This is a genomic window from Paraburkholderia sp. J63 (assembly GCF_905220245.1).
GTDB lineage: Bacteria > Pseudomonadota > Gammaproteobacteria > Burkholderiales > Burkholderiaceae > Paraburkholderia.
Window position 1 is genome coordinate 222,385 of the sequence record NZ_CAJMZF010000002.1, and the last position, 26,834, is coordinate 249,218.

The window sequence follows — 26,834 nt, forward strand, 5'->3', positions numbered from 1 at the left end:
GTACTGCAATGGCATTGCAACGTCGTACCACTCTCACGAAATACCTGATCGAGCAGCAGCGCCAGCACCGCAACCTGCCTGCCGATCTGCGTCTGCTGATCGAAGTTGTCGCGCGCGCCTGCAAGGCGATCAGCTTCAACGTCAGCAAGGGCGCGCTCGGCGATGCGCTCGGCACCGCCGGCAGCGAGAACGTTCAGGGCGAAGTGCAGAAGAACCTCGACATCCTCTCGAACGAAATCCTGCTCGACGCCAACGAATGGGGCGGCAACCTCGCGGCCATGGCGTCCGAGGAAATGGAAACCTTCTTCCCGATCCCGGCCAATTATCCGAAGGGCGAGTATCTGCTCGTGTTCGATCCGCTCGACGGCTCGTCGAATATCGACGTGAACGTGTCGATCGGCACGATCTTCTCGGTGCTGCGTTGCCCGGACGGCCAGCAGGCCACCGAAGAATCGTTCCTGCAGCCCGGCACGAAGCAGGTCGCGGCCGGCTACGCCGTCTACGGTCCGCAGACCGTGCTCGTGCTCACGACCGGCCACGGCGTGAACTGCTTCACGCTCGACCGCGAACTCGGCTCGTGGGTGCTCACGCAGAGCAACATGCGCATTCCGGAAGACACGCGCGAGTACGCGATCAATGCCTCGAACTCGCGCCACTGGTATGAGCCGGTGCAGCAATACGTCGGCGAGCTCAATGCGGGCAAGGACGGCGCGCGCGGCGAGAACTTCAACATGCGCTGGATTGCGTCGATGGTCGCCGACGTGCACCGTATCCTGAACCGCGGCGGCATCTTCATGTATCCGGCCGACAAGCGCGATCCGTCGAAGCCGGGCAAGCTGCGCCTGATGTACGAAGCGAACCCGATGTCGTTCATCGTCGAGCAGGCGGGCGGTATGGCGACCAACGGCGAACAGCGCATCCTCGACATCCAGCCGACGAGCCTGCACGAACGCGTGGCCGTGTTCCTCGGCTCGAAGAACGAGGTGGAGCGCGTGACCCGCTACCATCAGGAAGCGAAAAAATAAAAAGATGAAGGAGGGACTTGCATACTCTGCAGATCTTTTCTATAATCTTCCTTCTCTGATGTGACGCCGGAATAGCTCAGACGGTAGAGCAGCGCATTCGTAATGCGAAGGTCGGGGGTTCGATTCCTCTTTCCGGCACCACCAAGTTTCAAACAAAAAGCCCAGTCTTCGACTGGGCTTTTTGTTTTGCACCGCCGCCTTCTACACCGCGGCGGCACGTCAATCCCTTCAGCTAGCCGCGCCCCGGCAAAGCATCGAGCGCCTCCCCCACCTCGTCGATCACATCCTCCCAGCGCCCCAGCTCGCGTTGCCTGAAAAGCCGCGCCGACGGATACCACGGCGTGTCGCTGCGCCCCGTCATCCAGCGCCAGTCGGTGCAGGTCGGCAGCAGGATCCACACCGGCACGCCCGCGGCGCCCGCGAGATGCGCAACCGACGTATCGACGGTAATCACGAGATCGAGCGACTGCACGATCGCGAGCGTATCGATGAAGCTCTCGATCTGCGTCCCGAGCGGGGTCATGTCGATGCCGGCCGGCAACGCCTCTACGTCGCGCTGCGCCGCGCCCTTCTGCAGCGCGAACCACGCCACGTCGCGCCGCGCGAGCATCGGATGCAATACATGCAGGGCGATGGAGCGATAGCAATCGAACTCGTAATCGGGATTGCCGGCCCACACCAGACCGACGCGACGCTTGGGCGCGTTCGCGTGCAGCGGGCTCGCGAGCCGCTCGCGCCAACGGCCGACGGCTGCGGGAGGCGCACTGAGATACGGCATCGCGAGCGGCAACATACCCATGGTCAGCTTCATGTGCTCGGGAAAGCGGAACATGCGGCACCAGTAGTCGTAAGGCTCCGGCGGCAGCGTCGTCCAGACCCGATTCACCCCGCTCGCGCATGCCGCCACGTCGCCCAGCGCCTCGCCGATCCAAACGTCGGCGGTTGCGCCCTGGCCCCGCAGCCAGTCGGCGTAGCGCAGCGACTGGATCTGATCGCCCAGCCCCTGCTCGCCGACCAGCAGGAAGCGTCGTCCGGCGACGGGCTCGCCACGCCATTCCGGGAAACCGGGCTGCACCAGCGTGTTGTTCTGCGGCAGACGTTCGTGCCAGCGGTAATGGCGCCAACCTTCCTCGAACTCGCCGTCGCGGAGCAGCGATACCGCCACGTTGAACTCCAGGTGCGGATCGTCGGGCTTCAGACGCACGGCCTCGAAGCTGTGCTGCCGCATGCGCGCGTGATGGCCGAGCATGTTCGACGCGTAAGCGGCGCTGTGATGCAGACCGGCATCCGCGGAATCCACCGCGAGCCCCTGGCTGGCGACTTCGTACGCTTCGGCGTAGCGATGTAGCTGATTCAAATGGAATGCGAGGTCGCTGAGCGCACGGGGCTCGGTTGCGAATGCCGCGCGCATGCGCGCGATCTGGGCATCGGCTTCGGCGATGCGCCCAAGCTTCGACAACGCCTTGATCAATTCGACTCCGTCGGCCACGCGCGAGGCGCCAAGTTCCCATGCGCGGCGCAGATAGTGCACGGCTTCTTCGTGGCGTCCGTCTTCGAGCCTGAGCATGGCGAGACGGCGCACGGCGTGGTGAAGCCCGGGATCGAAGCCGAGCGCCTTTTCGTATTGCGCGGCCGCGTCGGCCCGGCGACCGGCGAGCTTCAGCACGTCGCCCAGATTGCGATGCAGCGTGGCCGTGCCACCGCCGAGCGTGACCGCCCGATGGTAGAACGCCTCGGCCACGAGATGCTCGCCCGCCAGCGCGGCAAACAAGCCACGGTGCTCCCACAACTCGGCACGTTCGGGCGCGGCGTTGATGGCACGCTCGAGATAGTCGCGCGCAACGGCGCGCTCTCCGTCTCCAGCGCGAAAATGCGCGAGCGCGGTGCGGTGCAATGCGTGCACATGGCGAGGCTCTGCCGCCAGCACCTCCTGATAGGCGCGCAACGCTTCAGCCATCTGGCCTTTGTCGAAATATTGGTCGGCCAGCGCAAGCGCTGCTCGCGTGCGCGAGTCGTCGGACGCAATAGCGGCCGGCGCGGTGCCGTCGTCTTGATGGTTCATTGTGTGTTCAGGCAACGGATATGCGCGATGCCCCGGTGGAGGATTGAAGTTCGAGGGGACGTGAAACGCTGAGGCGGCGGGCAGACGACAACCGGCGCCCGATGCCCGCACGCGGCTTGAGTCGACGCTTTTTTGAAGATAACGAAGATTGTCAGGCAGCCGAATCAGACGATGCTGAAAACCACGCCGTGCCCCTCGGGGGATCCCCGCCTCTCGCGCCAAAGTCGACGAATGAATCCAGCTTGGGCGGCAGCGGTTCACGTCCGCAACCTTTTATGCAAGCGCCGACAATAAGCGCCGCAAAATGCCGGGAATACGGCGGGAGACCCATTCGACAGAAACGAACGCTTACACTGTTTTAATTATGTTTAACGTTCTCGGTTCAAGCCCGGCCGATAATCAACCGATATAAACGGGTACCAGATACGCAGCCAGCCAGGAGCAGCGCACAGCATACGAGGATGCTTGCCGCAGCGCGCAGCAAGAAGCCGCCGCACTTGTGTGGCCAAGGCCTGAACCGTGGGGATGAGGGTGCTGCGCCGCAGCAGCGGCGCCAATCAAGGACGCGCCAGCGAGTGCGCAACTGCGGGGGAACATGAAAGCGCTATGAAGCGCACCTTTGAAATTATATTCCCGCGCAGTTAATAAGTTATCCCGATGTGCAAATAAAGCAACACGCACACCGGAAAAGCTCCTTTGCGTTGGCGAGCACTAGCGCGACTGAAGGGCGCAGCCGGATAATTGCCTTACATAGGAGAAAGATCATGGACGCCAAACCGCCAAGGATTCCGACCCCGGACCAAGTATTCAGCCCGGATCCGGAACCGGTGGCCGTCGAGTTTCTCGGCGATGAATTGCCCGCTCACGTGCGGGCATTTCTCGACGAGCAGCGCAAGGCACACGAACAGCAGTGACGGGGCAGCGCACTGGCGCTAGACGTGCAAAACGAACGGTCGTCCCGCGCGGGCATGGCCGGGTGTTTTTGCGCGCACTCGATCGCACCATTGGAACGGTGGTGCGATCGCATTGTTACGCCCATGCCGGGGAGTCTCAGCTCGCTTGACGCAGGCGCGTTCGAAGGAATGCGTTTGTGCGATTCATATCGTGCGTACAACGTACGCAATTGCACCGACAATCCCGATCTTCTTTCTCCGCTTCAAGGCTAATCGCGGCTCTCGGCCTTCGCATGATCGCCGATAACGCGGCAAGCGCCTCATAACCGGCTATCCTTCGCTTTTCCCTCTTCGGCCAGCCGGCCTGCCCTTTCGCAATGAAATCCGCATTCCGCGCGCTCGCGTCCTGCGCCGCCGCACTTCTCATCATCCTGCCGGCCGCCTCGGCACGCGCCGATGGCGACGACACGGCGCTCACCAACCTCGTCGCGCTCGTTTCGCAGCGCCTCTCGCTAGCCGAGCCCGTCGCTCACTGGAAATGGCTCAACCATAAGCCGATCACGGACACGCCACGCGAAAACGCCCTGCTCGCCGACGTGCAGAAACGCGCCACGGCGGCGGGCGTCGATCCGGCGTTCGCTCGAATGTTCTTCCGCGATCAGATCGATGCGAGCACGCAACTGCAGCAAGCACTCTTCGCCACCTGGCAATCGTCCCAGCCGCCCGCCGGGCCGGCACCGGATCTCGCGACCGCCACGCGCCCACAACTCGATCGCCTGACGGCGCAGCTTATCGGCGCACTCGCTCGCGTGCAGCCCACGCGCGCGGCGGACGACTGCCCTGCGCGCGTGGCGCGCGCCGTTGCCAACTGGAAGGAATTGACGCGTTACGACTCCGCGCGCGCCGACGCCATGACGCGCGCGCTCGGACATGTCTGCGAAGGCGGTGGCGTAGGCGGTACGGCATAAGCCATCGGGTACGACGCCGAACGCCGCTTCCCAGCCACTTTTTCAGCCCACTGGCTCAGGCCGCGCTCGTCAGCCCATCGGCGACCGTGGCCTGCAAAGGCAGGACGCGCAGGCCCTTCTCGAGGCGGCTGTGCAGAATACGCCACGTCGTGAGTTCGAACGGTGCATCGGCGGCGGCCGACGCGGCAACGAGACTTGCCGCCTGCGCCTCGCTCGCCGCCACGCCGAGGTAGCACCAGCGATCGATCACATGCAATACGGACGATTCGTGCGGCGCATCGCGCTCCTCAACCAGCACTGCGCCGTCGAACGGCCAAGGGGCGTCCGACGGATCGTGCTTCGACACCCGAGGCACACGATTGAACGACGGACGCCATTGCGCAATCCATCGGGCCTCGACGAAGAGCGCCCCCAACTCCCCACCCGTCGCCTGCCATTCGACACGCCGAATCTGCTGCGCCATGCGCTGCTCGCGCGCCGAGCGCCGCTCGCCCGACAAATGCGAGCGCACGCGCTGACGCACGCGCACGCTGCGGCCTACATAGAGCGGCACGTCGTTTTCGCCGAAGAACGCGTAGACACCGTGGCCGGCTGGCGCAGTATCGATGAGGTCGTCGGTGATATCGCCCGCGAGACGGTGCCGGCGCGTGAGCCGCTCGACCTGCGCGGCGAGCATCGGCTCGGGCACGAGCCCCGGCAGCCGCTGCCAGAATTGCCAGAGCAAATCGGCGTCGGCGAGCGCGCGGTGGCGATCGGCCGGCTCGAGCGCGTGGCGCTCCACCAGCGCGTCCAGGCCGTGGCGCTTCTCGGCCGGAAACAGCGCCCGCGACAGGCGTACCGTGCACAGCACGTCGGGATTGAATGCCAAGCCGGCGCGCTCGAATTCGGCGCGCAGAAAGCCCCGATCGAAACTCGCGTTATGAGCGATGAAAAGCTTGCCCGAAAGCCGCTCGAACAGCGCAGGCGCAATTTCGGCAAACGTGGGCGCCCCGCGCACCATGGCGTCGGTAATGCCGGTGAGCTGCTGAATAAAGGGCGGTATCGCCTGCTGCGGGTCGACCAGCGAACTCCATCGCGTGGCCTGCCCGTCCTTCACCTCGACGATCCCGACCTCGGTGATGCGGTGATCGCCCACCGAACCGCCCGTTGTTTCCAGATCCACGAAAACCAGCGGGCCATCGCCGGACGGAAGCTCGGCGCTCAAGAGGGTGTCGGACATGGTGAAACGGCAAGACGAGAATGAAAAATTCGTCCAAGTATGCACTGTTTGGACGAAGCGCGCAGGGTGTTCACGCCACTGTCACTTTTCCGGCGGCGCGGCTTATTTCTATATCAGCGGGATTTTTGAATTGGGGTTTTCCCGTTGATTAGATAAGTTCGATAAAACCCCGAGCGCAACATTATTACGCGATTCTTTACGCGCCGAAAATAAAAAAGCCCTGGGGTCTCCAGGGCTGTCTCTCGCAAGAACTCGCGGGGAGCGGACGCACAGGCCCGCTCGCGCGCCGCGCGTCTGGCTTAGAGCGGCTGGATGTTCGCTGCCTGCTTGCCCTTCGGGCCAACCTTGACATCGAACGAGACGCGCTGGTTCTCCTTCAGCGACTTGAAGCCTTCCGAGCGGATCTCCGAGAAGTGCGCGAACAGGTCGTCACCGCCGGCGTCAGACGTGATGAAGCCAAAGCCCTTCGCATCATTGAACCATTTGACAATACCGGTTTCCATCTTTCAGTTTCCCTAGAAATATAATGACGCGGGCAATATCCTCACGCCGAAAGCCAACTGACTCGCCTCTCTGCATCCCCATTGGAATTGAAGCTGAAAGGTAATTCAGAATCGTCGTTATACGGGGAACGTCAATCGCCAGTCAAGCGAATTTTTTATAACAGCAATCCCATCTCAGTGATAAACCAGCGTGCATCAAAAACCATGCAGATATATATGCATATGAAATGAATTCGTATCGGCATCGCATTTCTTGCCGCTTAATGGAAAACCAGCGCCGGATCGGAAAGAACTGCCCTAAATGTAACAAGACGTGTCAAACGTAAGTGTTTTTACCGGTTGTTCGAGTAATACATTCAATCCATGATGAATACCGTTAGCGTGCAATGGGAGGCAACCATGCTGACGGCACTACGACGTTGGTTTCATTGGCTCGTACAGATCGACGGCACCGATCCGGCAACCGGAACAGCGGGCGAACTCGAGGCGTACGGGTCGTGGCACGGCGACCATTGGCACAACCTGCTGTGTTCCCCTATGGACGCCCGGCACTATGTAATGGAAGACTGGAGCCTGCAGCCTGAACCGCCGGAAGAGCCCGCCCGTTAAGGGTTACAGGCGGGTTAGAAGCGGCGCAAGGAGCGCACGGCAAAAAAAAGCGCGGCTAGGGGCCGCGCTGACAAAGGTTTGGAGATCTTTTTCGTCAACGAAAAAGTCTGCTTCGAAAAGCAGCCATTGCAGTATAGCCGCAGCACGGCTGGCTCATTAACTCTGCGGCAGACAATCATCTGTTACGTTGGCCGCAATAATCGCGACTGAGCCGGTTTGGCGTTGTTTTTCGCGACCAATTGGTGTAGCGATCGCACAACGCCGTTCGGTTGACACCCCCACCCCCGTAATTCTGAATTTCGCTGAAAGCCCCAACCAGTAAGGCTTAACGCGGACTCCAATATAATTTCGCATTTCGCAATACTTTATTGCGCAAATCGGAATGCCCCGTTTCCGAACACCCTCTCTACACTCTGCCTGTCCGGAAACCGACTTCGACGGATAAACGCGCCACGCGAGTATTGCCTCTCGCTGCCCTTCGCGTGGACGGTTTCCCAAACAGGGTTCAACGAAACCCACCTCTGTTCTCGGAGTTTACAAAGATGAAAAAGACTCTCATGGTCGCTGCCCTCACGGGCGTTTTCGCAACGGCTGCGCACGCGCAAAGCAGCGTTACGCTGTACGGCCTGATCGATGCCGGTGTCACCTACGCAAACAATTCCGGCGGCCACAGCCTCTGGAAGGCATCGAGCGGCACGGTCAACGGCAGCCGTTGGGGCCTGCGCGGTGCTGAGGACCTCGGTGGCGGTCTGAAGGCAATCTTCACGTTGGAGAACGGCTTCAACATCATGAACGGCAATTCGGGCCAGTCGAGCCGCATGTTCGGCCGTCAAGCGTTCGTCGGTCTCGCAAGCGACCAGTTCGGCGCGGTCACCCTCGGCCGTCAGTACGACTCCGTCGTCGACTACCTCGCCCCGCTGTCGAACACCGGCACGCAATACGGCGGCACGATCGCTGCTCACCCGTTCGATAACGACAACCTGAACAACTCGGTTCGTTTCAACAACACGATCAAGTACTCGAGCGTCAACTACGCTGGCTTCAAGTTCGGCGGCACGTACTCGTTCTCGGACAGCAGCCAGTTCGCGAACAACCGCGCATACAGCGTCGGCGCATCGTACAACTGGGCCGGCCTGAACGTTGCAGCGGGTTACCTGCACACGAACAGCGACATCAACAACCTGCAACTGGGCGTTGGCAACTCGGGCGCGCAAACGGGTGAATACACGTTCGCAGCAGGCCGTCAAAGCACGTTCGGCGGCGGCGTGAACTACACGTTCGGCCCGGCAACGGCTGGCTTCGTCTACACGCAGACGCAACTGGGCAACGCGATCGGCATTTCGCCGACGCAGTCGGGCACGTCCAGCGGCATCGCTCTGAACGGCAACAGCGCACGCTTCCAGAACTTTGAAGGCAACGTCCGTTACGCTCTGACCCCGGCCCTGAGCCTGGCTGGCGCGTACACGTACACCCGCGCGAACTTCGGCGGCGGCGTGAACCCGAACTACAACACGGTCGCACTGCAGTCGGACTACGCACTGTCGAAGCGCACCGACGTCTACCTCCAGGGCGACTGGCAGCACGTGTCGTCGAACGACGCTGGCATCGGCGCGTACCTGAACGGTCTGGGCTCGGCTTCGACCCGTCAGGACCAGGTTGCTGTGACGGTTGGTATGCGTCACCGCTTCTAAGCCGCACCGCGCAGGCCGTACTGGCCTGCTGTGCAGCTGAAAAGGCGCCGCTTGCGGCGCTTTTTTTTATTTCTTCCTGCTATCGCTGCGGCGCCGGATAGCGCACGTCCAGCACGTCGATGGGCTCGGGCCCGGCCGGCGTATGCAGCGTCACCTGATCGCCGATCCTGGCTTTCAGGAGCGCGCGCGCAATCGGCGAGATCCAGCTCACGTGGCCGCGGTCGAGATCGACCTCGTCGATGCCCATGATCGTGACCGTATGGGACTCGCCGTCCCCGGTGCCGTAGTCCACGGTCGCACCGAAGAACACCTGATCCACGCTCTCCTGGCGGCTGCTGTCCACGACCTCGGCCAGATCGAGCCGCTTGGTCAAAAAGCGGATGCGCCGGTCGATTTCGCGCAGCCTGCGCTTGCCGTAGATGTAATCGCCATTTTCGGAGCGGTCGCCGTTCGAGGCGGCCCACGAGACGAGCTTGACCACCTCGGGCCGCGCTTCGTCGATCAGGTGCAGTAGCTCGCTGCGCATGCGCTCGTAGCCCGCGGGCGTGATGTAGTTCTTGGTCCCCGCAGGAATTTCGGGATGACCGGCCTCGAGATCATCGTCGTCGTTTTCGGTCGATTCTTTGACAAATGCCTTGTTCATGATGGTTCGGTTCACTGCAACACGTTGCTTGCGGCTTCGGTCCCCTCTTCGGTTCCCGCCGGTTCCCCTTGGTCCAGTTTCGGACCTGCGACCCTTCAGGTTACACGAAGCACGCCCTCAGACAAATCGCGATAAGGGCCTTCCCTTTTTTGAAAACGTTGCTATAATCTCACTTCTGCGTGCGGCTGTAGCTCAGTTGGATAGAGTACTTGGCTACGAACCAAGGGGTCGTGGGTTCGAATCCTGCCAGCCGCGCCAACTTTTTCGGGTTTTGCTCCAACCACATCGGTGCAAATCTCAGGTAGTACACTGCAGTATGTAGTATCGTTTTAGCGTGCGGCTGTAGCTCAGTTGGATAGAGTACTTGGCTACGAACCAAGGGGTCGTGGGTTCGAATCCTGCCAGCCGCGCCACCTCTCGAAGGGCCTTCCTGAATCAGGAAGGCCCTTTGTCTTTATGGCGTCCATTTAGATCTAGCGCGGCGCCGTGCCGATGTCGCCGATCTGCCCATCGGGGCGCGGCAAGTCCTCCACGTCGCCGATCTCGCTCGGCTCCCCCACCGGCGCCATGCTCGCGCCCAGCACGGCCTGCGGCTGTCGCAGCACCTCTTCCACCGTATCGCCGAAGCGGCTCTTCACGAACGCGCGCAGCAGCGCCTCGCGCGTCGTCGCGCCATGCGCCTCGACTTTGTGGTGACTGCCCTCGAACTGCGCCACGCAGCGCGCCGGCTCGCCACCGTGCCGGTCGCTGAGCTCGAAGCGCTGCGCGCGGTCGAGCACGACGCCGGCGGCCTCCCACGACGCCGATGGCTCGAAGCGCCCGTCCCACGCGCGGCCGCGATCGTTGCCGCGCACCGCGACGGTCTCGCCGCTGTCGGTGAAATAGATTTCCCGCACGAAGTCCGGCAGGCTGCGCGCCACCCAGTAATCGAGTACGAGGCCGGTCAGGTCAGCTACGTTCATTGCGTGCCCTCGTTTCCGGTTGAATAGGGTTCCGTGGGGGGGCGCCGCAGGTGCGGCGCGCAGGGGCTGCCCCCCCGCCGGGACGGCCGCAGAAGGTCGGGCCGGAAAAGAACAACCAAGCGAATAACAGAGCGAACGGCGCCGCAGTCGTGCGGAGCCTGACGCACCGCCGCATCAGGCAACAAGGAGGCAGTGCAAGGCAGCGGCCCGCTTAGGAGCCGCCCGTCCGTCAATAATCGGCGCGTTCGCGCTCGATGCGCATGCCACCCTCGTGGCGATGGTGCCCTTCGTCGCTCGGACGCTCGCGCGTGATGCGCATGACGTCCGGATTCGTGCGCACGCGGCGCATGACGTTCGCGAGGTGCACGCGGTCGCTCACCTGGATCACGAAGCGCAGCATATTCGACTCCTGCGCAAGGTCGTCGTCCATGGCGATGTGCACGATATTGGCGTCGGCGGACGTGATGTCGGCGGCCACGCGCGCGAACACGCCCTTCGTGTTCTTCACGAGCACCTTCACGGCGACGTCGAACAGACGCCCCGGCTGCGGCGCCCACGCCACGTCGATCCAGCGGCCCGGATCGCGCCGGTGGATGCGCTGCGCCACGCGGCAGTCGGTGGTATGGATCGCCATGCCGAGGCCGATGCCGATATAGCCCATGATGTCGTCGCCCGGAATCGGGCGGCAGCAGGCCGAGAGCTGCACCGACATGCCCTCGGTGCCCGTGATGACCACGGGCGGCGCATGCGGCGCGTTCGGGTCGCGCGGCGGATGCTGATGATCGTCGTCGTCGCCGTCCTGGCCGCTGATCAGCACTTCGATGCGCTTGGCCATGACCGCCGCTACGCGCCGGCCGAGGCCGATATCGGCGAAGATCTCCTGACGATTCTTGTTGCCGGTCCACTGGACCAGCCTCTCCCACACTTCCGGCGAGACATCCGCAAGCTGGTAGCCATAGCCCTTGAGCGCCTGATCGACGAGACGCTCGCCCAGTTGCACCGACTCCGTGAGCCGCATCGTCTTCAGATAGTGACGGATGGCCGAGCGCGCCTTGCCGGTGCGCACGAAGCCGAGCCATGCGGGATTCGGCTTGGAATACGGCGCGGTGATCACCTCGACGATGTCGCCGCTCTTCAGTTCCGTGCGCAGCGGCAGCAGTTCGTTGTTGATCTTCACGGCGACGCACTGGTTGCCCAGGTCGCTGTGGATCGAATACGCGAAGTCGAGCGCCGTGGCGCCGCGCGGCAGCGCCATGATCTTCGACTTCGGCGTGAAGACGTAGACGGCGTCCGGGAACAGGTCGATCTTGACGTGCTCGAGGAACTCGCTGGAGTCGCCCACCTCGCTCTGGATGTCGAGCAGCGACTTGAGCCACTGGTGCGCGCGCTTCTGGACGTCATTGAGATCGGCGCCGCCGTTCTTGTAGAGCCAGTGCGCGGCCACGCCCGCTTCGGCGATCTCGTGCATCTTGCGCGTGCGCACCTGGAACTCGATGGGCGCGCCGAACGGGCCCACGAGCGTGGTGTGCAGGGACTGATAGCCGTTCACCTTCGGAATGGCGATGTAGTCCTTGAACTTGCCCGGCACGGGCTTGTAGAGCGCATGGAGCGCGCCGATGCAGGTGTAGCACTCGAGCGGCGACTCGACCACCACGCGAAAACCGTACACGTCGAGCACCTGCGAGAACGACAGCTGCTTGTCGCGCATCTTCTTGTAGATGCTGAAGATGGTCTTTTCGCGGCCGGTGACTTCGGCGTCGAGCTTCGCGTCGGCGATCGCGCGCTGCACCGCTTCCAGAATCTTGCTGACCACCTCGCGGCGATTGCCGCGCGCGGCCTTCACCGCCTTTTCGAGCGTGGCGTAGCGATTCGGGTTGAAGTTCGCGAAGCTCAGGTCCTGCAGCTCGCGATAGGTGTTGTTCAGGCCCAGGCGGTGCGCGATGGGCGCGTAGATGTCGATGGTCTCGCGCGCCACGCGGCGGCGCTTCTCGGGCGGCACCGCGCCGAGCGTGCGCATGTTGTGCAGCCGGTCGGCGAGCTTCACGAGAATCACGCGCACGTCGCGCGCCATCGCGAGCAGCATCTTGCGGAAGTTTTCCGCCTGCGCTTCCTCGCGATTGCGAAACTCCATCTTGTCGAGTTTCGACAGGCCGTCGACCAGTTCCGCGACCTTCGCGCCGAAGCGCTCGGCGAGCTCCGCCTTGGTCACGCCCTGGTCTTCCATCACGTCGTGCAGAAGCGCGGCCTGGATCGACTGGGCGTCGAGCTTCCAGCCGGCGCAGATTTCCGCGACGGCGACGGGATGGGTGATATAGGGTTCGCCGCTCTGGCGATATTGCCCGAGGTGGGCTTCGTCGCTGAAGTGGAACGCCGCTTTGACTTCCTTGATTTCCTCGGGCGTGAGATAACCGGAAAGCGCCGCGGTCAGATTGGCGATGGAGACGACACCGTGCTTGCGAGGCTGCTCCGGTGTCGCGGTCGGCCCGAACAGATGGCGAAACGACTGTTCGAGGACCGCGTCGATGTAATTGCGCGCAGGGCTCGCGGTCTCGGCTTCCTGGTCCACCTCAGTGGCCGGCGAGGGCGTGGTGCTCATGTTCCCCTCCGTATCAGGTCAGGCGTTGACGGTTGGCGCGCGGCTTGCGACGCCCGGCACGAATTACACGACGATGGATGCTACAAGGTACAGCGTAGTACAACGGGCACCGTTAGACGGGCACCTTCTTCAGCATTTCCAGACCCACCTGGCCGGCCGCGATCTCGCGCAGCGCGACGACGGTAGGCTTGTCGCGGCTTTCGATCTTCGGCGTGTGACCTTGGGCGAGCTGGCGTGCGCGATACGTTGCTGCGAGCGCCAGTTCGAAGCGGTTCGGAATTTGTTTCAGACAATCTTCGACGGTGATGCGGGCCATGTCGGGTTCCTTCTCATTCTCAGCAGGTTCTTATTCTACCTTATGTGCCCGATGCGCCGGGCTGCGGCTGGTGGATGCCGAGCTGCACGAAGAGCTCGGTGTGCCGCGCGTATTGCGACGCGAAACGCAGACGCGTTGCGTTCACGATGTTGCGCAGCTCCTGCAGCGCACGATCGAAGTTTTCGTTGATCACGACATACTCCGCTTCGCTCGCGTGCGCCATCTCGCTACCCGCTGCAAGCAGGCGTCGCGTGATGACATTGGGCTCGTCTTCGCCGCGCTTTTTCAGGCGCTCGGCAAGCGCGTCGAGCGACGGCGGCAGGATGAAAATTTCCACGGCGTTGCGGAACCGCTTCTTCACCTGTTGCGCGCCTTGCCAGTCGATTTCGAGCAGGACGTCATGGCCGATTTTCATCTGCTCTTCGATCCACACGCGCGACGTGGCGTAGTAGTTGCCATGCACTTCCGCGCTTTCGAGAAACTCATCGTCAGCATGACGCGAGAGAAAATCGTCGACGGTCGTGAAGTGATAGTGCTCGCCGTCGCGCTCTTTCGAGCGCGGTGCGCGCGTGGTGTACGAGATCGACAGGCGGATCGCGCTGTCTTCGGCGAGCAGCGCGTTCACGAGCGTGGACTTGCCCGCACCCGACGGCGCGACCACCATGAAAAGATTGCCCGGATAGACGCCTGCGTACGGATTGCGCGGCTTCGTTTCGGCCTTGCTGGCGCTATGGCCGCTATGGCCAATATGGCTGCTGGTCTGGTCGGTCATGTTCGTTGCTTCCTGGGTTACCACCTGAGTTGCTGGCTTTGCCGCGTTGCTTCGCGCACGCTGCGCGCCGGGGTTGCCGATGCGCAGCGCGCCATGTTCATTCGAGGTTCTGCACCTGCTCGCGCATCTGCTCGATGAGGAGCTTGAGCGTCATCGAGGCATCGGCGAGTTCCTTCGCTGCCGCCTTCGAGCCGAGCGTATTCGCTTCGCGATTGAGCTCCTGCATCATGAAGTCCAGACGCTTGCCCACGCGCCCGCCCTTCTCGATCACATGACGCGTCTCGGTCAGATGCGCGGTGAGGCGCGAGAGCTCTTCGGCGATGTCGATGCGAATGCCATACATCGTCACTTCCTGGCGGATGCGCTCGGAGATCTCTTCGCGCGACACGTTGCCGATACTGCCGTTGCCGTTCGCACCTTCGGGCGCGACAATGCCGAGCGCTTCCTGCAGCCGCTCGACGATCTTCTGCTGATGCTTGACGATCAGGTCCGGCACGAGCGGCGTGATCTTCGCGACGATCGCCTCCATTTCCGTGACGTTCGCGAGCAGCACGTTGGCGAGTTGCGAGCCCTCACGCGCGCGCACGTCGATCAGGTCGGCGATGGCCTGCTTGCCACAGCCGAGCACCGCGTCGCGCAGCACTTCGGGCGCGACGCCGCTTTCCGCGAGCACGCCGGGCCAGCGCAGAATCTCGCCGGTGCGCAGACGGCCCGAGTCGGGAAACGCGTCGAGCACCGCACGCTCGAGCGTCGCGAGTTGTTCGAGCGCGTCGCGGTTGAGCGCGCCCGCGTTGGCGCCCTGCTCGCTCTTCTGGATGTTGATGCGGATGTCGACCTTGCCGCGCGAGAGCTTCGTCATCAACATCTCGCGCAACGTGGGCTCGCAGACGCGCACGTCTTCGGGCATGCGGAAGTTCAGGTCGAGAAAGCGCGAATTCACGGTGCGCAGTTCGACGGAGACACTGGCGCCGCCCGTGCCCGAAGCCGCTACCAGTTCGCGCGTGGCGCTGGCATAGCCTGTCATGCTGTAAATCATGGTTCGTCTCGCGATAAAGCCCTGGCGGCGCGCCTCGTGAAAAGCGCGGGTCACGGCAAGAGAAGTCGAGGCGCCCGGCGTGGACGCGTGCTGGCGATGACGCGGGGCGGAGAGTCGCTATTATCCCATTTTTGGAAACCGGACCGCCGTGTGCGACCGTCGTCCGCCCGGCGCCACGCGCGCCCCGCGGTGCACACCCATCGCCCGCCGCGCGAAGGCGGTAAAATTGCGGTTTCCCCTTCCTCATTCGTGCCCTCGCGCACGCCCGACGATGACCCAATCCATCCAGCGCCCCTCCGGCCGCACCGCCGACCAGCTTCGCGACGTCCGCATCACCCGCCATTACACGAAGTACGCCGAAGGTTCGGTCCTCGTCGAATTCGGCGAGACCAAGGTGCTGTGCACGGCGAGCGTCTCCGAAAGCGTGCCGCCGTTCCTGCGCGACAAGGGCCAGGGCTGGCTCACCGCCGAATACGGCATGCTGCCGCGCGCCACGCACACGCGCAGCGACCGCGAAGCCGCGCGCGGCAAACAGACCGGCCGCACCCAGGAAATCCAGCGCCTGATCGGCCGCGCGATGCGCGCCGTGTTCGACCTCGAACTGCTCGGCGCGCGCACCATCAACCTCGACTGCGACGTGCTGCAAGCCGACGGCGGCACGCGCACGGCGAGCATCACGGGCGCGTTCGTGGCGGCGCACGACGCGGTCACGAAGCTGCTCGCGACGGGCCGCATCGAGCGCTCGCCGATCACCGACTACGTGGCGGCGATTTCGGTGGGTGTCTACGAAGGCGTGCCGGTGCTCGATCTCGACTACGCCGAAGATTCGCAGTGCGACACCGACATGAACGTCGTCATGACCGGCTCGGGCGGCATGGTCGAAGTGCAAGGCACCGCCGAAGGCGCGCCGTTCTCGCGTAACGAATTGAATGCGCTGCTGGACCTCGCGCAAGGCGGCATCGCCGCGCTGACCGAGAAGCAGAAAGCCGCGCTGGAGATCGCGCATGGCTAATTCGCCGGACACGGGCGCCGGTGCGCCGGGCGTCGCTACGCCGGGCGTCGCTACGCCGGGCGGCGATCCGCTCTCGCGCGTCGTGCTCGCCTCGAACAACGCAGGCAAGCTGCGCGAATTCGCGGCGCTGCTGGACGTTGCGGGCATCGAGCTCGTGCCGCAAGGCGCGTTGAACGTGCCCGAGGCGGAGGAACCGCACGTCACGTTCGTCGAGAACGCGCTCGCCAAGGCACGCCACGCCGCAAAGCTCACGGGCCTGCCCGCGCTCGCCGACGATTCGGGCCTGTGCGTGCGCGCCTTGCGCGGCGCGCCCGGGGTCTATTCGGCGCGCTACGCGCAGCTCGCGGGCGGCGAGAAAAGCGACGCGGCAAACAACGCGCTGCTGGTCGAAAACCTCAAGGCGCACGCCGATCGCCGCGCCTACTACTACTGCGTGCTCGCGCTCGTGCGCCACGCGGACGACCCCGAGCCGCTGATCGCCGAAGGCCGCTGGCACGGCGTCGTGCTCGACGCCCCGCGCGGCGAGAACGGCTTTGGCTACGATCCATACTTCTACATTCCGGGCCTCGAAGCCACGGCCGCCGAGCTCGACCCGGCGCTGAAAAACGCCTCGAGCCATCGCGCCATCGCCTTGCGGCAACTGCTCGCACGGCTGGAGGAGCTAGCGTGAGCCAGCAGCATCGAACCGGCATCGACGTGGTCCAGTCGTTCACGATGCCTGGCAGCATCCGCCTGACTTCGCTGCCACCGCTGTCGCTCTACGTGCATTTCCCGTGGTGCGTACGCAAGTGTCCGTACTGCGATTTCAACTCGCACGAGTGGAAAGGCGAGCGCTTTCCCGAAAACGACTATCTCGACGCGCTGCGCGCCGATCTCGAACAGGCGCTGCCGCTCGTCTGGGGCCGCCAGGTGCATACGGTGTTCATCGGTGGGGGCACACCCAGCCTGCTCTCGGCGGCAGGGCTCGATCGCCTGCTCTCCGACGTGCGCGCGCTGCTGCCGCTCGACGCCGACGCCGAAATCACGCTCGAAGCGAACCCCGGCACCTTCGAAGCGGCGAAGTTCGCGCAGTTTCGCGCGAGCGGCGTGAACCGGCTTTCGGTGGGCATCCAGAGCTTCAACGAGACGCATCTGAAAGCGCTCGGCCGCATTCACGACGCGGCGCAGGCGCGCCATGCCGTCGAGGTCGCGGCGAACACTTTCGACAACTTCAATCTCGACCTGATGTTCGCGCTGCCGCAGCAGACGCTCGCCGAGTGCCAGGCCGATATCGAAACGGCGCTCTCGTTTGCGCCGCCGCATCTGTCGCTCTATCACCTCACGCTCGAGCCGAACACGCTGTTCGCGAAGTTCCCGCCCGCGCTGCCCGACGACGACCAGTCGGCGGACATGCAGGAGTGGATACACGCGCGCACGACCGAGGCCGGTTACGGGCGCTACGAGGTATCGGCTTATGCGCAGCCGAACCGCCAGAGCCGCCACAATCTCAACTACTGGCGTTTCGGCGATTACCTCGGCATCGGCGCGGGCGCGCACTCGAAGCTCTCGTTCCCGAACCGCATCGTGCGCCAGATGCGCTACAAGCACCCGGCCACGTTCATCGAAGAAGCGCGCGCAGGCAAGCCGATCCAGGAAGAGCACGAAGTGGGCGCGCGCGATCTGCCGTTCGAGTTCATGCTCAACGCGCTGCGGCTCGTAGAAGGCTTTCCGGTGCATCGCTTCATGGAGCGCACGGGGCTGCCGATCACGACGATCGAGCCCGCGCTGCAGGAAGCGGAAAAGCGCGGCCTGATCGCGCGCGACTACGAGAAGATCGTGCCCACGGAGCTGGGCCAGCGCTTTCTCAACGATCTGCAGGAGCTGTTTCTCAAGGACCCAGCCTGACGCGCAAATCGAGATGACGGAGGGGCTGCCGGCGCGCGTGCGTTTCGGGTTACAATGCGCGGCTCCGGAGGTGTGGCAGAGTGGTTGAATGCACCGGTCTTGAAAACCGGCGAAGGGGTAACCCTTCCGTGAGTTCGAATCTCACCGCCTCCGCCAGCGAATCTCTCTAATCCCTCATCTGCTTTCCTGCCCACGGCAGTTCGACCCAGCGAAGCGCCGCAAAGCCGCCCTTCCGCCTCTTCTCTTGGCTCCCGAACAAAATTTCCATTCGAGATGCTCGACCCATGCGGAAGCACATGGTGTCGACCCTGTTGTCCCGACCTCTGGCGGGAATTAAGGGCTATATCTAAACGCCGGCGCCACATGTCGTGCCAGCTATGCGGCAAATATCTAGGTAAAAACCCTAGTACTGCGGTACAATCCTGTTTATTAAGGGGATTCATCATGCCGCACCGCTTCCAACTGCTTGAAAAATTCGCATTTTCGATTGTCGTTCTGTTCGCCGCAACGTGCTCGAGCTACATCGCCTGGGAAAGCTCGCCCGATCTGCGCGACAACTTCCAGGTCGGCAAAGAGCTCTTCCTGAAGAGCGGCGAGTACTCGTACGCCTGCGCCACCGTGGCCGCGGATCCGTGCGCACAGTTCCCCGTCGAATAAGCGCTCGACAAGTCTCCCCAAGCTTCTCCTGCTGTTTCCCAGCTGTCTGCCCTCGCGCTGCCCGGTCCCGGGCGGCCTTGAACACACACCCGGATTCACGACGCGGGTGACTGCGGATTGAAACCCCGCTCGTTTCGACTAAGCTCGAATCTGGTTTCGCCTTCGAGCCTGCTCGCCATGCTCATCCGCGTCCGCCCGCGCAGCGGCCTTGGCCTTATCGCCGTGAGCGCCACTGCCAGCACTTCCGTCTGCGCGCGCCTGCTACGGCGCCTCGTCCCGTCTTTGCTGCTCGTCCTCGCAAGCGCGTGCACGATCACACCGCCGCCACGGCCGCTGCTCGTCATTCCGCCCCAGGCAATCAACAGCACAGCACTCGACGACTATCGCACCGCCGTAGCGAAGCGCATCGTCGAGCGCAATCCGTCCTATGTGCTCCACGGCACGCCGCAGGCCATGCTGCGCTCGCTCGTGGTGGTCTCCTTCACGGTCAACCGCGACGGGCAGATCACGAAATCGGCCGTCTACCGCTCCAACGGTGACTACGACGCCGAAGCCACCGCGCTCGTCACGCTGCGCCATTCGGCGCCGCTGCCTCCGCCGCCAGCGCATCTGCTCAACTCGGTCGGTCAGATCGAAATGCTCGAAGACTGGCTCTTCAATGACAACGGCAAGTTTCAGTTGCGCACGCTCGCCTCGCCGCAAGCGCAGAACTTCAACTGAACGCCGCAGCGTGCAGCATCGCGCGCCTTGCAGGCGCCACGCGCCGGGCTTGCTGAAGCCTTGCTGCACCTTGCGCACGGTCGTTATAATTTTTCGCTATCCCCCGCCGGCTTTTGCCCGGCCACGCACATTGCGCGGCGCCACCCGCACCGCGCCGATGCGCCATCCGACCGGCGAGCGCTCACGTCTCGTGCCTGCTCGCGCTTATCCGCGCGCGTCCGGCCGGTTTCTGCTTTGCGCACACACCCGGTGCTGCGCGATGCATACTGACGAATCGTTGCCAGTGCAAGGATGCCGCCGAGGCATCCGCGGACGGCGAGGCGCGGCTCAACCCGAGACCCTGAACCCGAGTCCGCTCGGCCACGCCGCCAGCCCGCCGGGCTTCGAGCCCTGAACAAAAGACGCCTGCGCCGCAGTTCGTGCCCCATGTGCCCCAGCGCCCCAAGCACCACGAGGCGCGTCAGTGCGCGTTACAACGACTGGAGACCCATCGATGTCCACCTCCCCCATTTCGCCCGCGAGCGCCGATCCGGCGGACGCAGCTAAGCAGCAAAGCACCGCGCGCGTGATCTTCGCGAGCTTCATCGGCACCGCGATCGAGTTTTACGATTTCTATGTGTACGCAACGGCCGCCGCGCTCGTGATCGGCCCCGTGTTCTTCCCGCACGGCTCGGCCACGGCCCAGGCGCTCTCGGCGTTCGTGACGTTCGGCATCGCGTTCGTCGCGCGGCCGATCGGCTCGTTCATCTTCGGCCATTTCGGCGACCGCATCGGCCGCAAATCCACGCTCGTCGCCTCGCTGCTCGTGATGGGTCTGTCCACCACGCTGATCGGCTTCGTGCCCGGCTATGACTCGATCGGCAGTCTCGCGCCGATCCTGCTGTGCGTGCTGCGCTTCGGCCAGGGTATCGGCCTCGGCGGCGAATGGGGCGGCGCGGCGCTGCTCGCGACCGAATACGCGCCGCAAGGCAAGCGCGGCTGGTTCGGCATGTTTCCGCAGCTCGGGCCCTCGGTGGGCTTTCTCGCGTCGAACGGCCTCTTCTTCGGCCTCGCCTCCACGCTCTCCGACCAGCAGTTCCGCGACTGGGGCTGGCGCGTGCCGTTCATCGTCTCGGCGGTGCTCGTCGGGCTCGGCCTCTATGTGCGCCTGAAGATCGCCGAAACGCCCGCGTTCAAGGCCGCCGTCGAGCGCGAAGAACGCGTCAAGGTGCCGGTCGCGACGCTGCTCGGCAGCTACTGGTGGCCGACGCTGCTCGGCGCGCTCGCGATGGTGGTCTGCTATACGCTGTTCTACAACGCCACGGTGTTCTCGCTCTCGCACGGCGTGAGCGCCTTGCATATCCCGCGTCCGACTTTCCTCGGCATGCTCTGCATCGCCGTGGTGTTCATGGGCATCGCCACGCCGATCTCGGCCTGGCTGTCCGACCGCTTCGGCCGCAAGCCGGTGCTGATCGTCGGCTGCATCGCGGCCATTCTCTCGGGCTTCACGATGCAGCCGCTGCTCGGCAGCGGCTCGCTGCCGCTCGTGCTGCTGTTCCTCGTGATCGAGCTGTTCCTGATGGGCGCCACCTTCGCGCCGATGGGCGCGCTCCTGCCCGAGCTGTTCCCCACGAGCGTGCGCTACACGGGTGCGGGCGTCGCGTACAACCTGGGCGGCATCCTGGGCGCATCGGTGGCGCCGTACATCGCGCAGGTGCTCGCCGCGCGCGGTGGCCTGTCGTGGGTCGGCGCGTATGTCTCGATCGCGGCATGCGTGAGCCTCTTCGGTGTCTTGTGCATGCGAGAAACGCGTCATACGTCGCTGAGCTGAATTGCGGCGCCGGCTTAAGGCGCCGCATCCCGGCGAAGCATCGCAGCGCACCAACGCAGCGCCGCAATCCCGCCATCTGCACCGGGCCACGTGCGTGCGCCCGGCAACGCACCGGCAACAAAAAAGCGGAGTCCGCCTGGCGGATTCCGCTTTTTTGTTCGCCCGCGACACCAGCATGGCTATACTCGAATCGACGAGGTCCGCGTCCATCTGCGTCCGTCTGCCAGGGAGGTCAACCATGAACCTGAATCTGAGCAACGCCGATATCGTGCTGATGATCGCACTCGCGCTGGGTATCTCACTCGTTCTGGCCTTCCGCCTGCGCACGGCAAGCTGGCGCTCGGTCGTGCTGGAAGCGCTGATTGCCAATGCCGCGGCCATCGCGGCGGTGGTCGCGGTCGAGCTGCTGCTCGCCTGAACGCACCGCCCCGCCCCACGGGAGCCTCATCGATAGTAATAGCCGTGGTGGTAGCCTCCGCCGTAATAGCCACCCGCCGGCACCACGACGCACCCGCCCAGCGCCGCTGCGAGCAATGCACCTGCAATCAGGGTACGCGTCAATCGTTTCACTTCGTTCTCCCATCGAGTCAATGTCTGTTGTCCGGCCCGGTCCTGCGTGGACCCTGCGGGCTGCGGACGCTTTCGATTGAACACGACGGCGAACGTCTGAGGCGTTGCAATTTGTAAGCAGCGGTGTGGCTAGTGTTACAGCCCGCGCAACCTCTCGCAGGCCCACGCGCTGTCAGAGCGCCGGGCACCAGGCAACGGCGACACTTTTAACAACTATGTAATGGGGAGTGACACCGCAAAACCGCGCGAAATGCTCGGCTTCAGGCTGCGGTGGCGAGCGGACCCTTCGCGGCACCGCCACCATCGCGCGCGGGATAGACGCGATCGACGGCATCGAGTGCGACCGCAACGGGCGGCACGTGATGGCCATCGCCGACCGAAATCGAGCGATTGGGCGCGCGCACGCCAAGATGCTCCGCGTCGGTCGCGACGAAGATCATCACGGTCGGCTTGAGCAGCGCGTGGCCGAGATGCACGAAGCCGGTGTCGGTGCCGACCACGAGCGCGCAGTCTTCGATGCGCTGCGCGACTTGCGAAACGGTGAGGCGCGGCAGCACCGTCGCGCCGGGCACGAGCGCGGCGATCTCGAGCGCCGTGGCGTGCTCGGCGTCGGAGCCCCACGGCAACTCGATGCGCAGGCCGCGCGCGATGAGCGCGTGGCACAGCTCGCCCCAATGCGCGACGGGCCACTTCTTCTCTTCCTTCGAGGTCGCGTGGAAGATCAGCGCCGTGGGCGCGTCGGGCGCGGGCAGCGCCGTGCCGTCGCGCGGAATGCGCATCTGGAAGTCGGGCGGCGTATCGACCTTGTAGCCGAGCGCCTCACCCGTGCTGATGCGCATGCCCAGCCACGCATCGCACTTCGGGCGCGGACCGAAACGGCCGTTGTAGGCGAAGGCCGCCCCGCGCTCGCCGAGATCCTGCGCGAGATAGCCGAAGCGGCGCCGCCCGCGCGCGAGAAACGCGATGATCGCGCTCTTGTAGACGCCGTGGATATCGACGATCGCGTCGTAGCGCTCGGCGCGCAGCTCCGAGATGGAGGCCCAGATCGCCTTGAAGTCGCTCCAGCGGCGCGCCTTCTTGAAGCGGCGCAGCGGTGCGCAGAGCACGCGATCGACGCCGGCGTTCCAGCGCACGATGTCGGCGAACGACTCGTCGGAGGCCCAGTCGACCTTCACGCCGGGGAATGCGCGCTGGACGTCGGCCACGACCGGAAGCGCCTCGACGATATCGCCGAGCGAGGTCACTTTGACAATCAAAACTCGTTTCATTGTGCTGCGGACCTGCGAGGCCCGATTTCCTTGATTTGCCTGAATTTTTCCCGAGATTCTAACGGAGCGGGGAGCGGCTCAGCAGACAAATCTGCGCGCCCGGCCGCGATTCATTGCGCCCTTCTTCAGGCGATCCGATCCCCGACGGCCGACTCCGCGAAGTCCGATTCAGCGCCTCGCCAAGCCCGACAACGCCGTTCGCGCCACTACAATGAACGCTTTGCGCCCCGAATAGATCCATGCGCACCGTCAATCCGGACCTCCTTTCGCTCCTCGTGCGGCGCGCGCGACGTCTGTGGCGACAGTACGGCGTGCTGTGGCTCGGTGCGATCGCGGTCGGCCTCGTCGCCGTGTTTTACGCGCGGCTCATCGACTGGGGCTACAACGCCTTTCTGCGCGTACAGCATGAGCATGCCTGGCTCCCACTCATCGTCACGCCTGCCGTTGCCGCGGCCGCCGTGTGGCTGACCCGCACGTTCTTTCGCGGCGCCGAAGGCAGCGGCATTCCGCAGGTGATCGCCACGCTGCACACGCGAACCGGCGAAACGGGGACGCGCCTGCTCACGCTGCACATTCTCGCGGGCAAGATCGTCGTCTCGTTTCTCGGCATTCTCGGCGGCTTCACAATCGGCCGCGAAGGACCCACGGTGCAAGTGGGCGCGGCGCTGATGTTCAACATGCGCCGCTTCTACCCGCGCTCGAACGCGCTCATCGAGCGCAAGCTCGTGCTCGCGGGCGCGGCCGCGGGACTGTCCGCGGCGTTCAACACGCCGCTCGCGGGCATCGTGTTCGCCATCGAAGAGCTCACGCGCAGCTTCGAGGCGCGCGCAAGCGGCGTGGTCATCACCTCGATCATCATCGCCGGCGTGATCGCGCTGGGCCTGAACGGCAACTACACGTACTTCGGCACGATCCAGATCGGCGCGCACTTCCCCGATCTGCTCGCCGTGGCCGTCGTCATCACCGCGCTCGTCACCGGCATCGCGGGCGGCATTTTCGCGTGGCTATTGCTCAACACGCAGCGCTGGCTTCCCGAGCGGCTACGCCGGCTCCATGCCGAGCGCCCCATCGCGTTCGCCGCCCTGTGCGGGCTCGCCATTGCGCTGATCGGCCTCGTCTCGGGCGGCACGACGTTCGGCAGCGGCTATGCCGAAGCGCGCGGCCTGCTCGACTCGCGCGAGCATCTGTCGATCGCGTATCCGTTCCTCAAGATGGCCTCGATGGTCGGCTCCTATCTGCCCGGCATTCCGGGCGGCATCTTCGCCCCTTCGCTGTCGATCGGCGCCGGTTTCGGCAACGTGCTGCACATGCTCTTCAGCAACATGCAGTTACCGATGCTGATCGCGCTCGCGATGGTCGGCTATCTCGCGGCGGTCACCCAAGCGCCGATCACCTCGTTCGTGATCGTCATGGAGATGATCGACGGCCACGCGCTCGTGATCTCGCTGATGGCCACCGCGCTGATCGCGAGCCGCGTCTCGCACATCTTTGCGCCACCGCTCTACGAAACGCTCTCGCTGCGCTACGCGCAGCCGGCCATGGCGGCGGCAAGCGCAGCGCCCGCCGCGCACGCGCAAGCGCCTCGAGCGGCAAACGACGCCAGCCTCGCGGCCGATGCCCAAACGTCAATGCGGGAGGCCGTCGAAGCCGCACCCGAAAACGACAAGCCCGGCCACACGGCAGCGGACGAAACCTCGAACCGCTGACGTGCGCCGGGCCTGGCCACGCCGCGCAGCGGCGCGTGACGTGGGGGTGTCGTCCGGGTGTCGTCAATAGATCACGACGGGAGCGGGCCGCACATACATCGGCCGCGCCGGCACGACGACGCAACCGGCCAGCATGATCGCGAGCGCCGCGGCGGCAAGCAGTTTTTTGCTCATGATGTTTTCAGTTAGCGCGTCGAACTCAAGCGGCCCAGTGACCTTCGATCCAGCGCCAGTTCGGGCCGTGCGCGACCCAGTGGCCCGGCACCCAGTGATAGCCGACACGCTCGGCCTGCCAGTGGCCCGCGACCCACACGTAGCGGCCGTGATCCCAGCGCCAGTGGCCCTTGTCCCACACATAGCCGACACGCGGCGCCGGCACGACTTCGACGCGCTCGGGCGGCGGCGCGCTCGGCGCGACCACGACGATTTCCGCGAATGCCGGCGCAGCGACCGCGCACGCGCCCGCGACGACAATGGCGGCCTTGGCCACGAGCAGGCGGATGGAGTGGTTCATTTAAATCTCCCCTTCGAGTTGGACGCCGAAAGTGGCGTTACCCGATCAATGCGCGAGCACGCGTCTGCGCTGACAACGGCGTTGTTACCGGGAGGGGCGAAGTGAAACCGAATATTTCGGCGCGGAAGGCGACGGGGAAGCGATGAGGAAAGCGGCGCGCAAACGCCCGGCCGTGCGCGCATGCGCAAGGCGATGGCGTTGCGGCAAGAATATCGAGATGAGCGCGGTACCCAACGGCGCCGCGCGCACCGAGTTCATCAAGCCTGCGGAATCTCGATCTTGACCTCGAGCACTTCGAGGTCATCCTGGCGCTCGAGGCTCACGCGAATGTCGTCGTCGGAGATCTTGATGTACTTCGAGATCACTGCGACCAGCTCGCGTTGCAGGGCCGGCAGATAATCGGCGGGCGGATGACCGCCTGCACGCTCGTGAGCGATGATGAGCTGCAGGCGTTCCTTCGCTACCGAGGCGGACTTCTTCTTCTCGCCGAGAAAAAACGAAAGAAACGACATGACGTGCGCCTCCCTTACTTGCTACCGAACAGGCGCTGCAGGAGCCCCGGCTTCTGGTAATCGGTGAAACGAAGCGTTTTGTCTTCGCCGAGAAAGCGCGACACCACGTCTTTGTACGACTCGGCGACATCGGTGCCGTCGAGATGAACTGCGGGCAGGCCCTGGTTCGATGCGTGCAGCACCGCTTCCGATTCCGGGATCACGCCGATCAGCTCGATGCGCAGGATCTCCGAAATGTCCGAAAGCGAGAGCATTTCGCCTTCGCTCACGCGCTTGGGGTTGTAGCGCGTGATGAGCAGGTGCTCCTTGATCGGATCCTTGCCTTCGATCGCACGCCTGGTCTTCGACGACAGCATGCCGAGAATGCGGTCCGAGTCGCGCACGGAGGACACTTCCGGGTTCGTCACGATGAGCGCTTCATCGGCGAAGTGCATCGCGAGCAGCGCGCCCGATTCGATGCCGGCCGGCGAATCGCAGATGATGTATTCGAAGTCCATCTTGCGCAGGTCTTCGATCACCTTCTCCACGCCTTCCTTCGTGAGCGCGTCCTTGTCGCGCGTTTGCGAGGCCGGCAGGATGAACAGGTTCTCGCACTTCTTGTCCTTGATGAGCGCCTGATTGAGGTTCGCCTCGCCCTGGATCACGTTGATCAGGTCGTACACGACGCGGCGCTCGCAACCCATGATGAGGTCGAGATTGCGCAGGCCGACGTCGAAATCGATGACCGCGGTCTTGTGGCCGCGCAACGCGAGGCCCGATGCGAAACTCGCGCTCGTGGTCGTTTTACCGACGCCACCCTTGCCCGAAGTCACCACAATGATTTTTGCCATTCCCTTACCTTGCGTTCGTCAGTTTCCCGGTTTGGTCTCATCGCGTGCCGCTCGCC

27 protein-coding genes and 4 tRNA genes are annotated in these 26,834 nt (G+C 64.1%); 17 read left to right on the top strand and 14 right to left on the bottom strand.

The genetic code is table 11. From position 1 onward, the window contains the following. Positions 1-8: 8 nt before the first annotated feature. Both U5775_RS03300 and U5775_RS03305 read left to right on the top strand, forming a co-directional pair. Entirely contained in the window at positions 9-1,025 is a 1,017-nt protein-coding gene (locus U5775_RS03300) for a class 1 fructose-bisphosphatase (RefSeq protein ID WP_322056690.1), read from the top strand. A gap of 65 nt (positions 1,026-1,090) precedes the next feature. Next, a tRNA-Thr gene (locus U5775_RS03305) sits at positions 1,091-1,166 on the top strand. A gap of 91 nt (positions 1,167-1,257) precedes the next feature. Here U5775_RS03305 and U5775_RS03310 read toward each other — a convergent pair. Further along, positions 1,258-3,087: a tetratricopeptide repeat protein gene (locus U5775_RS03310; protein WP_322056691.1), complete on the bottom strand. Its 1,830-nt coding sequence runs from the start codon at positions 3,085-3,087 to the stop codon at positions 1,258-1,260. Between the two features lie 764 nt (positions 3,088-3,851). On the opposite strand from U5775_RS03310, the gene U5775_RS03315 reads away from it, so the two are divergent. Together U5775_RS03315 and U5775_RS03320 are read left to right on the top strand one after the other, a co-directional pair. Next, the gene (locus tag U5775_RS03315; RefSeq protein WP_167066521.1) at positions 3,852-4,001 is read left to right on the top strand and encodes a hypothetical protein; all 150 of its coding nucleotides are present in this window, start codon (positions 3,852-3,854) and stop codon (positions 3,999-4,001) included. A gap of 356 nt (positions 4,002-4,357) precedes the next feature. Next, entirely contained in the window at positions 4,358-4,948 is a 591-nt protein-coding gene (locus U5775_RS03320; protein WP_322056692.1) for a chorismate mutase, read from the top strand. A 55-nt stretch (positions 4,949-5,003) separates the two neighbouring features. Here U5775_RS03320 and U5775_RS03325 read toward each other — a convergent pair whose 3' ends face one another. Further along, positions 5,004-6,167 (bottom strand): exonuclease domain-containing protein, encoded by a 1,164-nt coding sequence (locus tag U5775_RS03325; protein ID WP_322056693.1) that lies wholly within the window; start codon positions 6,165-6,167, stop codon positions 5,004-5,006. Positions 6,168-6,466: 299 nt separating this feature from the next. Then, positions 6,467-6,670 carry a cold-shock protein gene (locus tag U5775_RS03330; RefSeq protein WP_027817418.1) on the bottom strand — a complete coding sequence of 68 codons (204 nt, stop codon included), beginning with the start codon at positions 6,668-6,670 and terminating at the stop codon, positions 6,467-6,469. Between the two features lie 399 nt (positions 6,671-7,069). Between U5775_RS03330 and U5775_RS03335 the strand changes: the two genes are divergently transcribed. Continuing rightward, complete coding sequence (locus tag U5775_RS03335) at positions 7,070-7,279, top strand: hypothetical protein (protein WP_322056694.1); 210 nt, start codon at positions 7,070-7,072, stop codon at positions 7,277-7,279. Positions 7,280-7,821: 542 nt separating this feature from the next. Next, positions 7,822-8,970, top strand: a complete 1,149-nt coding sequence (locus U5775_RS03340; RefSeq protein WP_322056695.1) for a porin — start codon at positions 7,822-7,824, stop codon at positions 8,968-8,970. Positions 8,971-9,049: 79 nt separating this feature from the next. Here U5775_RS03340 and greB read toward each other — a convergent pair whose 3' ends face one another. Beyond that, positions 9,050-9,613, bottom strand: a complete 564-nt coding sequence (gene greB, locus U5775_RS03345) for a transcription elongation factor GreB (RefSeq protein WP_322056696.1) — start codon at positions 9,611-9,613, stop codon at positions 9,050-9,052. Between the two features lie 181 nt (positions 9,614-9,794). On the opposite strand from greB, the gene U5775_RS03350 reads away from it, so the two are divergent. Together U5775_RS03350 and U5775_RS03355 are read left to right on the top strand one after the other, a co-directional pair. Beyond that, positions 9,795-9,871: transfer RNA gene (locus U5775_RS03350), tRNA-Arg, on the top strand. Between the two features lie 78 nt (positions 9,872-9,949). Then, a tRNA-Arg gene (locus U5775_RS03355) sits at positions 9,950-10,026 on the top strand. A gap of 60 nt (positions 10,027-10,086) precedes the next feature. Here the strand turns inward: U5775_RS03355 and U5775_RS03360 are convergent. From U5775_RS03360 to U5775_RS03380, 5 genes are all read right to left on the bottom strand, one after another. After that, complete coding sequence (locus tag U5775_RS03360) at positions 10,087-10,575, bottom strand: phage protein NinX family protein (protein ID WP_322056697.1); 489 nt, start codon at positions 10,573-10,575, stop codon at positions 10,087-10,089. Positions 10,576-10,804: 229 nt separating this feature from the next. Then, the gene (locus U5775_RS03365) at positions 10,805-13,171 is read right to left on the bottom strand and encodes a bifunctional (p)ppGpp synthetase/guanosine-3',5'-bis(diphosphate) 3'-pyrophosphohydrolase (protein ID WP_322056698.1); all 2,367 of its coding nucleotides are present in this window, start codon (positions 13,169-13,171) and stop codon (positions 10,805-10,807) included. Positions 13,172-13,283: 112 nt separating this feature from the next. Beyond that, positions 13,284-13,487, bottom strand: a complete 204-nt coding sequence (rpoZ, locus tag U5775_RS03370) for a DNA-directed RNA polymerase subunit omega (RefSeq protein WP_006400783.1) — start codon at positions 13,485-13,487, stop codon at positions 13,284-13,286. A gap of 40 nt (positions 13,488-13,527) precedes the next feature. After that, complete coding sequence (gmk, locus tag U5775_RS03375; RefSeq protein ID WP_322056699.1) at positions 13,528-14,259, bottom strand: guanylate kinase; 732 nt, start codon at positions 14,257-14,259, stop codon at positions 13,528-13,530. A 97-nt stretch (positions 14,260-14,356) separates the two neighbouring features. Then, entirely contained in the window at positions 14,357-15,295 is a 939-nt protein-coding gene (locus U5775_RS03380) for a YicC family protein (protein WP_322056700.1), read from the bottom strand. 271 nt (positions 15,296-15,566) lie between these two features. Here U5775_RS03380 and rph point away from each other — a divergent pair, with 271 nt between their 5' ends. From rph to U5775_RS03420, 8 genes are all read left to right on the top strand, one after another. Continuing rightward, positions 15,567-16,307, top strand: a complete 741-nt coding sequence (gene rph / locus U5775_RS03385; RefSeq protein ID WP_322056701.1) for a ribonuclease PH — start codon at positions 15,567-15,569, stop codon at positions 16,305-16,307. Continuing rightward, positions 16,300-16,977, top strand: a complete 678-nt coding sequence (gene rdgB / locus U5775_RS03390) for an RdgB/HAM1 family non-canonical purine NTP pyrophosphatase (protein ID WP_322056702.1) — start codon at positions 16,300-16,302, stop codon at positions 16,975-16,977. The genes rph and rdgB overlap by 8 nt, the downstream gene beginning before the upstream one ends. A 44-nt stretch (positions 16,978-17,021) precedes the next feature. Next, the gene (gene hemW, locus U5775_RS03395; protein ID WP_415913509.1) at positions 17,022-18,191 is read left to right on the top strand and encodes a radical SAM family heme chaperone HemW; all 1,170 of its coding nucleotides are present in this window, start codon (positions 17,022-17,024) and stop codon (positions 18,189-18,191) included. 66 nt (positions 18,192-18,257) lie between these two features. After that, positions 18,258-18,347: transfer RNA gene (locus tag U5775_RS03400), tRNA-Ser, on the top strand. 288 nt (positions 18,348-18,635) lie between these two features. Next, positions 18,636-18,848 carry a hypothetical protein gene (locus tag U5775_RS03405; RefSeq protein ID WP_322056704.1) on the top strand — a complete coding sequence of 71 codons (213 nt, stop codon included), beginning with the start codon at positions 18,636-18,638 and terminating at the stop codon, positions 18,846-18,848. A gap of 183 nt (positions 18,849-19,031) precedes the next feature. Beyond that, a complete protein-coding gene (locus U5775_RS03410) occupies positions 19,032-19,568 on the top strand; it encodes an energy transducer TonB (RefSeq protein ID WP_322056880.1) in 537 nt (178 codons plus the stop codon). A 493-nt stretch (positions 19,569-20,061) separates the two neighbouring features. After that, positions 20,062-21,378: an MFS transporter gene (locus tag U5775_RS03415; RefSeq protein ID WP_322056705.1), complete on the top strand. Its 1,317-nt coding sequence runs from the start codon at positions 20,062-20,064 to the stop codon at positions 21,376-21,378. Positions 21,379-21,616: 238 nt separating this feature from the next. Then, entirely contained in the window at positions 21,617-21,796 is a 180-nt protein-coding gene (locus tag U5775_RS03420) for a hypothetical protein (RefSeq protein ID WP_322056706.1), read from the top strand. A 26-nt stretch (positions 21,797-21,822) separates the two neighbouring features. On the opposite strand, the gene U5775_RS03425 is transcribed toward U5775_RS03420, so the two are convergent. Continuing rightward, positions 21,823-21,948, bottom strand: coding sequence for a hypothetical protein (locus U5775_RS03425; protein ID WP_269151836.1), 126 nt, complete (start codon positions 21,946-21,948; stop codon positions 21,823-21,825). 260 nt (positions 21,949-22,208) lie between these two features. Further along, the gene (gene waaC / locus U5775_RS03430) at positions 22,209-23,216 is read right to left on the bottom strand and encodes a lipopolysaccharide heptosyltransferase I (protein ID WP_322056707.1); all 1,008 of its coding nucleotides are present in this window, start codon (positions 23,214-23,216) and stop codon (positions 22,209-22,211) included. Between the two features lie 239 nt (positions 23,217-23,455). On the opposite strand from waaC, the gene U5775_RS03435 reads away from it, so the two are divergent. Continuing rightward, complete coding sequence (locus U5775_RS03435; protein ID WP_322056708.1) at positions 23,456-24,922, top strand: chloride channel protein; 1,467 nt, start codon at positions 23,456-23,458, stop codon at positions 24,920-24,922. Between the two features lie 199 nt (positions 24,923-25,121). Here U5775_RS03435 and U5775_RS03440 read toward each other — a convergent pair whose 3' ends face one another. From U5775_RS03440 to minD, 3 genes are all read right to left on the bottom strand, one after another. Continuing rightward, entirely contained in the window at positions 25,122-25,436 is a 315-nt protein-coding gene (locus U5775_RS03440) for a YXWGXW repeat-containing protein (RefSeq protein WP_322056709.1), read from the bottom strand. Positions 25,437-25,693: 257 nt separating this feature from the next. Further along, positions 25,694-25,948, bottom strand: coding sequence for a cell division topological specificity factor MinE (minE, locus tag U5775_RS03445; RefSeq protein ID WP_322056710.1), 255 nt, complete (start codon positions 25,946-25,948; stop codon positions 25,694-25,696). 14 nt (positions 25,949-25,962) lie between these two features. Next, positions 25,963-26,778, bottom strand: coding sequence for a septum site-determining protein MinD (minD, locus tag U5775_RS03450; protein WP_322056711.1), 816 nt, complete (start codon positions 26,776-26,778; stop codon positions 25,963-25,965). Positions 26,779-26,834 lie beyond the last annotated feature (56 nt).